Raw genomic sequence first — 13,774 nt, forward strand, 5'->3', positions numbered from 1 at the left:
AGGCCATTTCGCCTGCCTATCTTTGCAGCTATTTTGTCATCATTATGCCACAGCAAATCAATGCGCTGGGATAAAAGGACGATAGTAGTTGATTCATTTGGCTATTACGCTAGGGTACAACAAACCCCATAGCCATCGAGTAATACCAATCACAGTAAGTAAGTGATCAGTTAATAACTTCGATTGGTATAACAGTGACACAGGAAAGTTCGATTCAATGCAACATTTCTCCCGCACATTTTTAGCGGCCTCTATCTGTACCGCCTTGTTTGTACCGACCACTCAAGCTGACGCGAATATCAATGATAGTGTGCAGGAAATGCCCACCACAGATCAATGTTTGGTCGAAACTAGTGGTGAGGAGGACTCACTTAATGCACCAGTAGTGGTCGAAGCTGACAAACTGCAAGCCGTTAGCGGCGATAAAGCACAATACTCTGGTAACGTACAAGTCACGCAAGGTAAAAAGAAAATCACCGCAGATAGCGTAACGCTGCACCAGCAAGACAACGTTGTTGTCGCTGAAGGTAACGTGACCTTCAATGACGGCAGAGTCGAAGCTCGCTCCGATCGCGTGACCAGTGATATTGATCAAGACACTTTTTCGCTCGAGAACACCAATTACCATTTTCTTTGCCAACAAGGCCGAGGAACTGCAGCATACATTGCGCGTACCGGTCAGTCGATTTATGAACTGGAAGACGGCTCTATTACATCCTGCCCTCAGGGGGATAATTCGTGGCGCTTAGTGGCGTCTGGTATTGACATAGACCAAGATGAAGAAACCGCTACACTGCATCATCCTCGATTTGAAGTTTTAGACGTTCCAATCTTCTATGTTCCTTATCTGACCATGCCGATTGGCAACACGCGTAAGACAGGTCTGCTATTCCCTTCATTGTCGTACGGTTCTAACGACGGTATGGAAATTGAAGTGCCATTTTACTGGAATATTGCACCTCAATATGACATGACCCTCACCACACTCTACATGCAGCAACGTGGTACCAAATTCGATACGGATTTCCGTTATCTGACCGATGGTTGGGGAGAAGGCGAAATCAAAGGCGAATACTTGGGCACAGACAGAAAGTATGCTGACAAATCTCGCTGGGGTTACCAATATACGCATGAAGGTATTATCGATAAGAACTGGGTAGTAGATATCGATTACTCAGAAGTCAGTGATATTGATTACTTTCTGGATCTCGACTCTGATATCGGTAACCGTGAAGACGGTCAACTGATGCAGGAAGGGGAAGTAAAATACCGCTCGGATTTCTGGGATGCCTCACTTTCCGTTCGTGACTTCCAAATCCTGCTAGAAGAAGAAAACAAGCCCTACCGCGTGATGCCTCAGTTGGCGTTAAACTACTACACGCCAGTTTGGGGTGACTACCTTAACTTTGACGTGAAGAGCCAACTCAGCCGTTTTGAAACCCGTGATAACGCTAAACCAGATGCTACCCGTTTCCATATTGAGCCAGGCTTTAAAGTTCCGCTATCCAACTCTTGGTCAACCTGGACAACGGAAGCTCGCGTCCTAGCGACATACTACTCTCAAGACTTGAACGGTCTTACCGATGCAGACTTGAAAGATCAGCTCGATGAACGAGTTTCTCGAGTCATTCCGGAGTTTCGTTCCAATGCACAGATTTATCTGGAGCGAGATACCAGCTGGATCGAAGGGTACACTCAAACTCTCGAACCGCAAATTCAGTACTTGTATGTGCCGAAGGAAGATCAAACCAACATCTACAACTACGATACGACGTTGCTGCAAACCGACTACTACGGTCTATTCCGCAGCCGTAAATACAGCAGTATCGATAAAATTGCCTCAGCTAACCAGTTAAGCTACGGTGCAAGCACTCGTTTCTTTGATGATGACTACAAAGAACGCCTCAATATCTCATTCGGTCAAATCTATTACATTGATAAAAAGACTAAGCTCAGCAACAGTACGACCGAACCAGATGAGACGTCAAACTACTCTTCATGGGCAATTGAAGCTGACTTCAATTTCAATGATTATTTGTTCTATCATGGCGGTCTCCAATACGATATCGACCTGAGTTCAATGCAGCTTGCCAACAGTACCCTTGAGTACCAGTTTAATGGTGGCTTTATTCAGAGTAACTACCGTTATGTTACCCGTGAGTACATTGAAGACACGATCATTGTCGAGAACCTTGACACCATTACTCGTAAAGGTATTTCTCAAGCAGGTCTTGTTGCCGCTTACGAATTTAACCCGAACTGGTCTGCCAGTGGTCAATACTACTATGACCTAAATGAAAACAATGAATTAGAATGGCTAGCGAGCTTACGTTACCAATCTGATTGTTGGTATATCGGTTTAACCTATTCGAACCAGCTGTTAGGCTGGGAAGACCAAACGATCGGCAGTTCTGGCGCCTCCGCTGAATACGAGAGCAACTTCAGTGTTAATGTTGGTATTCAAGGCTTTGCAACCAATCAAAGCACTGGCACTGCAGCCAAAGAATTGGAAGGCTCTGATAACACTATCAAATATGGCCGCCCATTCTATCTGAACAATTAACCGAATTAAGCGTCTTAGACTAAATAGGACACTAATTAAAAATTACTGACGGAATTTTAAATGAAAATTTGGAAATCAATCTTATTTACGACCCTACTCTCTTGCGGGGCGGTTGCAGCACCAGTAGAGCTTGATAAGGTTGCTGTCATCGTTAACAACGGTGTGATTCTACAAAGTGATATCGACACGGCGATGAAAACGCTGCAAGCGAATGCTCGCCAAAGTGGTAAAAGCTTACCTTCTGCTCAGGTACTGCATAACCAAGTGGTCGAAAAGCTGATCATTGATACGCTTCAGGGCCAGGAGGCCGAACGTATCGGTGTTCGTATCGACGACAGCCGTCTGAACCAAGCGATTGCAGAAATTGCTCGCAACAACAACCAAAGTGTTGAACAACTGGCTGCATCGGTTCAAAGTGAAGGACTAAGCTACCCAGAGTTTCGTGAGCAAATCCGTAAGGAAATCGCAGCATCAGAAGCACGTAACGCGCTTGTACGCCGCCGCATTAACATCCTGCCAGCAGAAGTGGATAGTCTTTCAGAACAACTTTCGCAAGAGACAAGTGCGACGACTCAATACAAGATTAGTCATATTCAGCTACGATTCTCTGATGATAAAGACAAAGCACAAGTAGAAGCTGAAGCTAATGCTTTGGCTAAAAAGCTTAATGATGGCGCGGATTTTACAGAAATGGCATACACCTACTCTAACGGTCCAAAGGCGTTGCAAGGCGGCGATTGGGGCTGGATGCGTAAAGAAGAAATGCCAACCATCTTTGCAGACCAAATCAACATGCAGAACAAGGGCAGCATCATCGGTCCATTCCGCAGCGGTGTTGGTTTCCACATCCTAAAAATTGACGACGTGAAAGGTTTAGAAACGGTCGCGGTAACCGAAGTGAATGCTCGCCACATTCTGATCAAACCAACGGTCATCCTGAGTGACGAAGGTGCGAAGAAACAGTTGAACGAATTTGCTCGTCGTATCAAGGCAGGCGAAGCCACATTTGGTCAGCTGGCAACCCAGTACAGTCAGGATCCAGGCTCTGCTGCTCAAAATGGCGAGCTTGGCTACCAAACACCAGATCTTTACGTGCCAGAATTTAAGCATCAGGTTGAAACTCTGCCAGTGGGCTCAATCAGCGAACCTTTCAAAACGGTTCATGGATGGCATATTGTTGAGGTAATGGACCGTCGCCAAGTTGACCGTACCGACTCAGCAATGAAGAATAAAGCTTACCGCATTCTATTTAATCGTAAGTTTAATGAAGAAGCAGGCGCATGGATGCAAGAGTTACGCGCAAGTGCGTTTGTTGAAATCGTGGATGACAGCAATGACAACTAATTCAATCCGCAGAATTGTCGTTACCGCAGGGGAACCTGCTGGTATCGGCCCTGACCTAGTGCTAGCCCTGTCAACGGAAGACTGGGCACACCAAATTGTCGTCTGCGCAGATAAAAACATGTTAATGGAGCGTGCCAACCTGCTTGGCATTGACGTCCAACTCACTGATTATAATCCAGATGAAGCGCCTAAAGCTCAAAAGGCAGGCACGCTTATCGTTGATCATGTAGAAATATCGGAAACGGCAGTTGCAGGTCAACTCAATGAAGCCAATGGCCGATATGTACTAAAAACGCTAGAAAGAGCCGCTTTAGGCTGTATGAATGATGAATTTGATGCTATTGTCACCGGCCCCGTACATAAGGGGGTGATCAATCGCTCTGGCGTTGCGTTCAGTGGTCACACTGAATTCTTTGCCGAGAAATCAAATACACCGCTGGTTGTGATGATGCTGGCGACAGAAGGACTTCGTGTTGCGCTTGTAACCACACATATTCCTCTGGCTTATGTGTCGAAAGCCGTTACAGAAGAGCGATTAGAAAAGATTATTGATATTCTTCATAAAGACCTGGTAGAAAAGTTTGCCATTGAGCAACCAAACATCTATGTTTGCGGGCTTAATCCCCATGCGGGAGAAGATGGCTGCTTAGGTCGTGAAGAGATCGAAACCATCACTCCGACACTAGAAAAGATTCGAAAAGAAAAAGGGTTCAACCTGATCGGCCCGCTGCCGGCAGATACCATTTTCAATGAAAAGTATTTAAACGATGCTGATGCTGTTTTAGGCATGTACCACGATCAAGTATTGCCGGTATTAAAATACAAAGGCTTTGGTCGTTCAGTAAACATTACTCTTGGTCTACCTTTTATTAGAACATCGGTGGATCACGGTACTGCATTAGAGCTGGCAGGGACAGGTCAAGCGGATACAGGGAGTTTCCGAACAGCGCTCACGCATGCGATAGAATTGGTAGAGAAGAAACAATGAGAAATGATGTCCATTTAGGACACAAAGCGCGTAAACGTTTTGGTCAAAACTTCCTGAACGATCCATACATTATTGATGGCATCGTATCAGCGATTAACCCAAAACCAGGCCAGAATCTGGTTGAAATCGGCCCGGGTCTTGGTGCAATTACCGAACCCGTGGGTCGTGAAGTCGACAAGTTCACCGTTATCGAACTTGACCGCGATCTGGCAGAGCGTTTACGTAATCACCCTGACTTGGCAGACAAGCTAACGATTCATGAAGGCGACGCGATGCGCTTCGACTTCACTCAGTTGGTGAAGCCTAACAACAAGCTGCGTATCTTCGGTAACTTGCCATACAACATCTCTACGCCATTGATGTTCCATCTTTTTGAATTCCATAAAGACATTCAAGACATGCACTTTATGCTTCAAAAAGAAGTGGTTAACCGACTAGCGGCAGGACCGGGCAGCAAAGCTTATGGTCGTCTGACCGTGATGGCTCAGTACTACTGTAAAGTGGTGCCTGTACTGGAAGTGCCGCCAACGGCATTCGTACCGCCACCAAAAGTAGACTCAGCGGTCGTTCGTCTGGTGCCTTACGAAGAGTTACCGTGCCCAGCGAAAGATCTGCGTTTGCTGGAGCGCGTATGTCGCGAAGGCTTTAACCAACGCCGTAAGACCGTACGTAACTGCTACAAATCGCTGTTGAGTACCGAAGTGTTGGAAGAGTTGGGTGTCAATCCAGGCATGCGTCCAGAGAATCTGACGCTACAACAATTCGTCGCGATGGCGAACTGGCTGGCGGATAACCCACAGCACTAAGTTCGTCAAAACAATAAGCCAAACCCAGAAGGTTTGGCTTATTGCTAAGTTTTCAAGGAGTGTACATGGACGTCATTCAACCCTGCATTAAAATTCAAGTTCACACCAAATACATCGAAGAACAGTCGAATCCTGAGCTACAACGCTACGTTTTTGCCTACATCATCACGATTAAGAACCTAAGTCAGCAAACCGTACAACTGATCAGCCGCCGATGGTTGATCACCGACTCTAACGGAAAACAGATGACGGTTGAAGGAGATGGTGTGGTTGGCCAGCAGCCATTTATCACAAGTAACGATGAATACACGTACAGCAGTGGTACCGCGCTAGAAACGCCAGTTGGTGTCATGCAAGGCCACTATAAGATGCTGGACGAAAAGGGTCAGGAGTTCATCGCAGAGATAGAACCATTCCGACTTGCTGTTCCAAATGTTTTAAATTAATAAGATTGGAGAATCAGTGGCTACCTATATTGTTGGTGATATCCAAGGCTGCTTTGATGAGCTGCAACGACTATTAGAAAACGTATTTTTCTCTCCCAAGAACGATCAACTCTGGTTTGCAGGTGATCTCGTAGCCAGAGGCCCTAAGTCATTAGAAACTTTACGCTTTGCTTACTCATTAGGTGACAGTGCCAAGGTGGTACTCGGTAATCATGATCTGCACTTACTTGCGGTTGCCCATGGCGTGAAGAAACTCAAAGACAAAGACAAAACTGCACCTATTTTCGCTGCACCAGACAGTAAAAAGTTATTGCACTGGTTATCAAAACAACCTCTTCTCGCTGAACACGATGATTTTGTCATGTGCCATGCCGGTATCTCGCCACAGTGGAACTTAGCAACCGCACGTCAATGTGCCAGAGACGTTGAAAATATTCTCCAAAGCGATCACTTATCATGGCTGCTACATAACATGTACAGTAACCAGCCCGATTACTGGGATGATTCTCTTACTGGATTAGATCGCTACCGTTACACCATCAACGCATTTACACGTATGCGCTTTTGTTTCCCGGATGGGCGATTAGACATGAATTGCAAGCTTCCTCCGCAGCAAGTGCCCAAGGATGAATTGATACCGTGGTTTGATCTTCCGCAGAGAGTCTCTCTTGGAAAAACGGTTCTTTTTGGTCACTGGGCGGCATTACAGGGACATGTTGATGAGGAAGTGATTGGACTGGATACTGGCTGTGTATGGGGTGGAGAACTGACCATGATCCGCTGGGAAGATAAGCAAATCTTTACACAACAGGCGTTGAGTTAAGTATCTAACACGCTGAGTCTAAACATACCCGATAAACAAAAAAAGCACCGTACTGACGGTGCTTTTTGTTATTCGGAGCTATTTATTCGGAGATGTTATTTTTCCAGAACCGTAAAGCGCATGTTGTAAGCGTTTTTCTCATCGGCTTTATACGCTTCAGAATATGTCTCTCTAAATTCGCTCCCCCAATCCGGGAACTGTGTATCACCATCGATAGCCGCCTCAATATGAGTCACATAGAGCTTATTTGCCATCGGTAAACAGGCCGCATAAATCGAGCCACCACCAATGATCATGATTTCTTCCACATCACCTGCAACCTCTAAGGCTTGTTCAATCGACGTAACTGTCTCTACCCCTTCGATACTCAGAGAGTCATCGCTGCTGATCACGATGTTCAGACGGCCTGGTAATGGTCGTCCAATCGATTCATAGGTTTTACGTCCCATCACAACGGGCTTGCCCATGGTACAACGTTTAAACCATACGAAATCAGCAGGTAAATGCCATGGCATTTGATTATCTTTACCAATGATGCGGTTGTCTGCCATCGCGGCAATCATACTAATGAGCATGTCGGGTCCTTATACTATCGGTCTACGGCGATAGAATAACAGCCCAGGAACGGCGAGGCCAATGGCTAAACCAGCAATAATAAACATCGCTTTAAGAAAATTTTCCATGCACATCGCAATCAGTTCTGGTGAATATCCTAAATGGTTTATCTCTACCATCGCTATCATTGCCTTGTAGGCAAACACACCGGGAACCATAGGAATCAATGCCGCAACAGTAAATACTTTGGGATGCGCCAAAAAGCGATGAGACCAGTGCACGCCGATCATCCCCACTAAAGTCGCAGCAAAGAATGTCGCCCACTCGATCGGAACGCCAAACTGCATCATTAAATAACGGCTGCCATGACCAATCGCGCCACCCACTGCACAGTAAATTAATGCTCTTTGCGGTACGTTGAAGACCAGTGCAAATCCCACTGCGGGAATTGCAGCGAAAAACATGTCGTTTAAGAGACCAAACAACAAATCAAAAATACTCATTAGCTGCTCCATCCCCAAATACCAGTCACACTCATTGCTGCAACAATGCCTAAACAGGTTGCCAATGTCAGCAGACTTGCCATGACAAAACGTGCAATCCCCATATTGATATGGCCTTTTAGCATATCGGCTACCGCGTTAATTAAAGGGAAACCGGGTACTAACATCAAAACAGACGATGCCATCGCAACTGTAGGTAGATTGCCGATTTGATAAATCTCCGCTTGCGCCGAAATTAAGGTCGTAACAAATGCGGTAGCGGCAAAATTAAGTAAAGGGTTAAAGTGACGGTGACCAATTTCCTGACGAACAATCATCCCGAGGGCAGATGCTAAGAAAGTCATCACGAATACGCCGATATCGCCACCGGCTAAGTGGCTGAATGCCGCACATGAAAAACCAATCATAATAACAACCAGCCAACGGTTATAACGCTCGGGACTGATCGTATTCAGCTTTTTCTGGGCCATCGATGCATCGAGCAGTCCTCTCTCCATCATGATACAAATACGCTGAATTTGCGTTATAACGCGCATATTGATACCACGATCGGCACAACTTCGTGTCGTGGTAATGCAATGTCCATCCATCAGTGTGGTGACGACAAGCGCATTTGCTGAGAGTGCTACCGCGACTTCATGAACACCGCAAGCAAGCCCAATTCGGCGCATAATATCGCTCACTAGCGTACTTTCAGCGCCATGAGCGAGTAACATTTGTCCCGCTTGAGCAACTAGGCGAGAAATCGCCCTTTGATTTGATACCGCCAGCTCTGATGACGGTAAAGTTTCCAATGCCATAGATAAAACTAATTCCTTTTAGGTGCCATTTATACCAGTTCCTGCAATTATCGAAGATGACGTTGCGTGCTCTGATCTTACTTGTGCCGAGGTAAAGTCAGCCCAAAACCTCATTACATAAAAACTATTGTGCCGTAAATCACACCTTCTAAATATGATTAGATACAAAAAAAGCCGCAATAGACATTGCGGCTTGATTAAATTTTCTTGGCAAATATTACCAGATGATAAAATTAGTCACGAACGTAGACAACGTGACCGTCATCTTCTTCGTCGTCCCAATCATCCCAGTCGTCGTCATCATCTTCAGTAATAACGTGCTTACCTGCCATTGCATCTTTGTGGTAGTCATCCCACATGAAGTTAACTTTATCTTCTTCAGCCACTTCTTCCACTTCGCGAGGCAGATTTTCCATAAAGTCAGCGAGTTTGTAGCAAAGCTCTTTTGTGCCAGTACGGTTGATCGCTGAGATCTTAAAGTACTCATCTTCCCAACCCAATGCGTCCAAGATCTCCTGGATCGTTTCATTCGCTTCTTCTTCTGGCATCAGATCAACTTTGTTGAATACCAACCAACGCGGTTTATTTGCCAGCTTCTCACTGTATTGCTCTAACTCATCAATGATCGTTAGCGCATTTTGCACAGGGTCAGATTGATCAATCGGCATGATATCGATCATGTGCAGTAACACGCGGCAACGTTCCAGGTGTTTTAGGAATCGAATACCCAGACCAGCACCTTCCGCAGCACCTTCAATCAGGCCAGGAATATCTGCGACTACAAAGCTCTTCTCAGGTACCACACTCACAACACCCAAACTTGGGATTAACGTTGTAAATGGGTAATCTGCCACTTTTGGTTTTGCTGCAGAAACTGCGCGAATAAAGGTTGATTTACCCGCGTTTGGCAAGCCAAGCATACCGACATCAGCCAGCAATAGTAGCTCCAGACGAATTTCACGAATTTCGCCTTTAGTACCCAGCGTTCTCTGACGAGGAGCTCGGTTTACAGAAGATTTAAAACGCGTGTTACCAAGGCCGTGCCAGCCACCTTTAGCAACCATTACTTTTTTGCCGTGTTCAGCAACTTCAGCAACAATTTCGTTGGTGTGAATATCAACCGCACGAGTACCAACAGGTACACGTAGCACAATATCTTTACCGCGCTTACCAGTACAGTTACCACCGCGACCGTTTTCTCCACGCTCTGCTTCGTAAAAGCGCTGGAAACGGTAATCAATCAGTGTGTTGAGGTTCTCGTCAGCCTGGATGTATACATCGCCGCCGTCGCCACCATCACCGCCATCAGGACCACCTTTAGTGATGAATTTTTCACGCCAGAAACTGACAACGCCGCTACCGCCGTCACCAGCCTGAACTTTTACTACCGCTTCATCTACGAACTTCATCTTTTACTCCGACTACTTCGTGCGTGGACTATACCAACCGTAGTAAATAACTGATCATTTACTGACTGTGATTGGTATTAAATCTAGTTTGTCATCTGACAATTTTAGCAGATGACAGATCTAAGCTCCCAAATTCAAATCGCTTGGGATTCAAGCGAGAAGCTTCGATATGTCGACTGCTACAAATAAAAAACCCCACCGAATCGGCAGGGCTTTTGAATTCAGCTTAAAGCTATTAAGTAATTGGTTTAGAACCTAATTACTCTGCTTCGATGCTAACAAACTTACGGTTCTTAGGACCTTTCACTTCAAACTTCACTTTACCTTCAGTAAGAGCGAATAGAGTGTGGTCTTTACCGATACCTACGTTGTTACCAGCGTGGAACTTAGTACCACGTTGACGAACGATGATGTTACCTGCTAGAACAGATTCACCACCGAAACGCTTAACACCAAGGCGTTTGCTTTCTGAATCGCGGCCGTTACGAGTAGAACCACCAGCTTTTTTGTGTGCCATTGTTAAACTCTCCTAATAGATTAAGCGTTGATACCAGTGATCTTCACTTCAGTGAACCACTGACGGTGACCCTGTTGCTTACGAGAGTGCTTACGACGACGGAACTTAACGATTTTAACTTTATCGCCACGACCGTGTTGTACAACTTCAGCAACAATTTTGCCGCCCTCTACAAGAGGAGCACCAACTTTGATGTCTTCGCCGTTAGCAACAAGAAGAACTTTATCAAATTCTACAGTTGCACCAGTTTCAACGTCTAATTTCTCTAAACGAAGAGTTTGACCTTCGCTTACACGGTGTTGTTTACCACCAGATTGGAAAACAGCGTACATATTTTACTCCGCTTTTTCCGCACAGCCTTTCGTGAGGGTGTGCGCTAAACTAATCATCAATAGGGCGCAGATTCTACAGAAGAGAAGTCCCTATGACAAGCCATATTTTGAAAAAATTGGCGAAAAGCTAATCGCCAATGAAAAGTGCGGCAATCATGCCCTTTAGTAATGTATTAATCAACGTTTTTTAGTGTATTATTCGACAATTATATAAATCGAATAAGCCTTGCAGGGTCTAACTTCAGCCGGATGTATAATGGATTTTAAAACTATCCAAGCGCTTACTGCCGACGACATGGCAAAAGTGAATGAAACAATTCAAGCCCAATTAAATTCTGATGTCTCTTTAATCAACCAGCTCGGTTTCTATATCGTTAGTGGTGGAGGCAAACGCCTACGACCTCTACTGGCGATATTGTCTGCCCGTGCACTTGGTTACCAAGGAACCGGCCATACCATGGCGGCTGCGTTTATTGAGTTCATCCATACAGCAACTCTGTTGCACGATGACGTGGTAGACGAATCAGACATGCGCCGCGGTAAAGCAACGGCGAATGCCGCCTTTGGCAATGCCGCCAGCGTGCTTGTTGGGGACTTTATCTATACTCGCTCATTTCAAATGATGACCGAGTTAGGATCCATGAAGATCCTTAAATTGATGAGTAACGCGGTAAACGTGATCGCAGAGGGAGAAGTGCAGCAGCTAATGAACTGCAATGATCCTGACACGACAGAAGAGAGCTACATGCAGGTCATCTACTCGAAGACCGCACGTTTGTTTGAGTCCGCGACACAAATCGGCGCAATCCTCAATGACGCACCAGAGCACGTCGAAACAGCATTGCAGAATTACGGTAAATATTTAGGTACCGCATTCCAGCTGATTGATGACGTCATGGATTACACGTCCGATGGTGAAGACATGGGTAAGAACGTTGGCGATGATTTGGCTGAAGGCAAACCAACACTTCCTTTGCTTCATGCGATGCGCAACACGACCCCAGAAAACGCGCAGATGATTCGCGAAGCGATTGAGCAAGCCAACGGTATGGAACGTCTGGAAGAGATCCTTGCTGTAATGAAAGAGGCAGGCTCACTGGAATACACCACGCAAAAAGCGCTGGATGAAGCCGATAAGGCCATTGCTGAGCTATCAGTACTACCAGAGTCAGAGTACAAAGAAGCTCTTGTCACATTGGCTCACGTCGCAGTAAATCGCACTCGATAATCCGCGCTTGTAAGACGAAAATAAAAAGGAAGAGCCTCGCTCTTCCTTTTTAGCCTTTCATATTCGTCACGCGATACACTAATAATACCGCTCACTACCACCATGCAACTGCGGATCATCTTCGATTTCATCAAACGTAACTGCAATTTGCTCATCTGAACCTTGTTTAGACAGTAGTACTGTTTCCGCTTCACGATCAACAGCAAGTATCGTACCGACACCTTGCTGGCATTCCACGACCATACCTTTACGGATTCGACTCGCTTCCATTTTCTACTCCTCCTTACGGTTATCGTGTTGCTCTCTTCTACGTAGGAAAAAGTAAACGGATCAAAAAAGCCGATCCTAAGATCGGCTTTCTAATACTAACGATGAACGCTCAAGATTACTTAGCGAATTCAACACCAATGTTGATATCACCATTTAGCGTTTCTAGCATGCTGTCTAGAGCAGACTTTTCGTAGTCGCTTAGTGCACCGTAGCTTAATACTTCTTCAACGCCATCTTTACCTAATTTCACTGGCTGCGCAAAGTAAGGTGCGTGCTCGCCGTCACCTTCCACGTATGCACACTCAACTACGCCTTCTTCGCCTTGAAGAGCACGTACCAGAGATAGACCGAAGCGACATGCAGCTTGACCCATAGATAGTGTCGCACTGCCGCCACCCGCTTTTGCTTCAACGACTTCAGTACCCGCGTTCTGGATACGCTTAGTCAGCGCTTCAACTTCTTCAGCAGTAAATTCAACACCTTCTACTTGAGAAAGTAGAGGAAGAATTGTTACGCCTGAGTGACCACCAATAACAGGTACACGAACATCACTTGGATCTTTGTCTTTCAACTCAGCAACGAAAGTTTCTGAACGAATAACGTCAAGTGTTGTTACACCGAACAGTTTACGCTTGTCGTAAACGCCAGCTTTCTTAAGTACTTCTGCAGCGATTGGCACAGTCGTGTTTACAGGGTTAGTAATGATACCAACACATGCGTTAGGACAAACTACAGCAATTTTCTCTGCTAACGACTTAACGATACCTGCGTTAACATTAAATAGGTCCGCACGATCCATACCTGGTTTACGTGCAACACCAGCTGAGACTAGAACTACATCTGCACCTTCTAGTGCAGGTGTTGGATCCTCACCCGCATATCCTTTGATCGATACAGGAGTCGGGATGTGGCTAAGATCCGCAGCAACACCTGGAGTAACAGGTGCGATGTCATACAGGGCTAAATCAGAACCAGCAGGAAGACGGTTCTTAAGTAAAAGGGCAAGGGCTTGACCGATACCGCCAGCGGCACCAATAACGGCTACTTTCATGTAGTTCTCCTTGAGAGTATTCTCTTATAAATGTATTCATAGGGTAGTTTGTAACCAGCCCGATAAACCTATCGGAATCACAACTTGATTACAATCAATTAACGCCAGCTTTGCGACGTCGCGCAACTCACTGTAGCCG

General features: G+C 45.7%; 15 protein-coding genes. 7 read left to right on the plus strand and 8 right to left on the minus strand.

From position 1 onward, the window contains the following. Window positions 1-217 precede the first annotated feature (217 nt). From lptD to apaH, 6 genes are all read left to right on the plus strand, one after another. A complete protein-coding gene (lptD, locus tag WJM94_RS13360) occupies window positions 218-2,563 on the plus strand; it encodes an LPS assembly protein LptD (RefSeq protein ID WP_444494704.1) in 2,346 nt (781 codons plus the stop codon). Window positions 2,564-2,623: 60 nt separating this feature from the next. Beyond that, window positions 2,624-3,907 carry a peptidylprolyl isomerase SurA gene (surA, locus tag WJM94_RS13365; RefSeq protein ID WP_444494705.1) on the plus strand — a complete coding sequence of 428 codons (1,284 nt, stop codon included), beginning with the start codon at window positions 2,624-2,626 and terminating at the stop codon, window positions 3,905-3,907. After that, window positions 3,897-4,895, plus strand: a complete 999-nt coding sequence (gene pdxA, locus WJM94_RS13370) for a 4-hydroxythreonine-4-phosphate dehydrogenase PdxA (RefSeq protein ID WP_444494706.1) — start codon at window positions 3,897-3,899, stop codon at window positions 4,893-4,895. The genes surA and pdxA overlap by 11 nt, the downstream gene beginning before the upstream one ends. Beyond that, a complete protein-coding gene (rsmA, locus tag WJM94_RS13375; protein WP_444494707.1) occupies window positions 4,892-5,701 on the plus strand; it encodes a 16S rRNA (adenine(1518)-N(6)/adenine(1519)-N(6))-dimethyltransferase RsmA in 810 nt (269 codons plus the stop codon). The genes pdxA and rsmA overlap by 4 nt, the downstream gene beginning before the upstream one ends. A 65-nt stretch (window positions 5,702-5,766) precedes the next feature. Continuing rightward, window positions 5,767-6,147, plus strand: a complete 381-nt coding sequence (gene apaG, locus WJM94_RS13380; RefSeq protein ID WP_444494708.1) for a Co2+/Mg2+ efflux protein ApaG — start codon at window positions 5,767-5,769, stop codon at window positions 6,145-6,147. Window positions 6,148-6,163: 16 nt separating this feature from the next. Then, window positions 6,164-6,970: a bis(5'-nucleosyl)-tetraphosphatase (symmetrical) ApaH gene (gene apaH, locus WJM94_RS13385; protein ID WP_444494709.1), complete on the plus strand. Its 807-nt coding sequence runs from the start codon at window positions 6,164-6,166 to the stop codon at window positions 6,968-6,970. Window positions 6,971-7,065: 95 nt separating this feature from the next. Here apaH and folA read toward each other — a convergent pair whose 3' ends face one another. From folA to rplU, 6 genes are all read right to left on the minus strand, one after another. After that, window positions 7,066-7,545, minus strand: a complete 480-nt coding sequence (gene folA / locus WJM94_RS13390) for a type 3 dihydrofolate reductase (RefSeq protein WP_444494710.1) — start codon at window positions 7,543-7,545, stop codon at window positions 7,066-7,068. Between the two features lie 9 nt (window positions 7,546-7,554). Next, a complete protein-coding gene (locus WJM94_RS13395) occupies window positions 7,555-8,046 on the minus strand; it encodes a threonine/serine exporter family protein (protein ID WP_444494711.1) in 492 nt (163 codons plus the stop codon). Further along, window positions 8,028-8,828, minus strand: a complete 801-nt coding sequence (locus WJM94_RS13400; protein ID WP_444494712.1) for a threonine/serine exporter family protein — start codon at window positions 8,826-8,828, stop codon at window positions 8,028-8,030. The genes WJM94_RS13395 and WJM94_RS13400 overlap by 19 nt, the downstream gene beginning before the upstream one ends. 233 nt (window positions 8,829-9,061) lie before the next feature. Continuing rightward, a complete protein-coding gene (gene cgtA, locus WJM94_RS13405; protein WP_444494713.1) occupies window positions 9,062-10,237 on the minus strand; it encodes an Obg family GTPase CgtA in 1,176 nt (391 codons plus the stop codon). A gap of 259 nt (window positions 10,238-10,496) precedes the next feature. Next, window positions 10,497-10,754, minus strand: coding sequence for a 50S ribosomal protein L27 (rpmA, locus tag WJM94_RS13410; RefSeq protein WP_005383095.1), 258 nt, complete (start codon window positions 10,752-10,754; stop codon window positions 10,497-10,499). A gap of 20 nt (window positions 10,755-10,774) precedes the next feature. Then, complete coding sequence (gene rplU, locus WJM94_RS13415; protein WP_005383096.1) at window positions 10,775-11,086, minus strand: 50S ribosomal protein L21; 312 nt, start codon at window positions 11,084-11,086, stop codon at window positions 10,775-10,777. A gap of 256 nt (window positions 11,087-11,342) precedes the next feature. On the opposite strand from rplU, the gene ispB reads away from it, so the two are divergent. Continuing rightward, entirely contained in the window at window positions 11,343-12,314 is a 972-nt protein-coding gene (gene ispB, locus WJM94_RS13420) for an octaprenyl diphosphate synthase (RefSeq protein WP_444494714.1), read from the plus strand. A 78-nt stretch (window positions 12,315-12,392) separates the two neighbouring features. Here the strand turns inward: ispB and WJM94_RS13425 are convergent, their stop codons facing one another. Beyond that, on the minus strand, window positions 12,393-12,584 hold the full coding sequence (locus tag WJM94_RS13425; RefSeq protein WP_444494715.1) for a hypothetical protein: 192 nt from the start codon (window positions 12,582-12,584) through the stop codon (window positions 12,393-12,395). A gap of 115 nt (window positions 12,585-12,699) precedes the next feature. Further along, window positions 12,700-13,635, minus strand: coding sequence for a malate dehydrogenase (mdh, locus tag WJM94_RS13430; RefSeq protein ID WP_444494716.1), 936 nt, complete (start codon window positions 13,633-13,635; stop codon window positions 12,700-12,702). Window positions 13,636-13,774 lie beyond the last annotated feature (139 nt).

The sequence above is a fragment of the Vibrio sp. YIC-376 genome (genome assembly GCF_052353105.1).
In the GTDB taxonomy this organism is placed as follows: Bacteria; Pseudomonadota; Gammaproteobacteria; order Enterobacterales; family Vibrionaceae; genus Vibrio.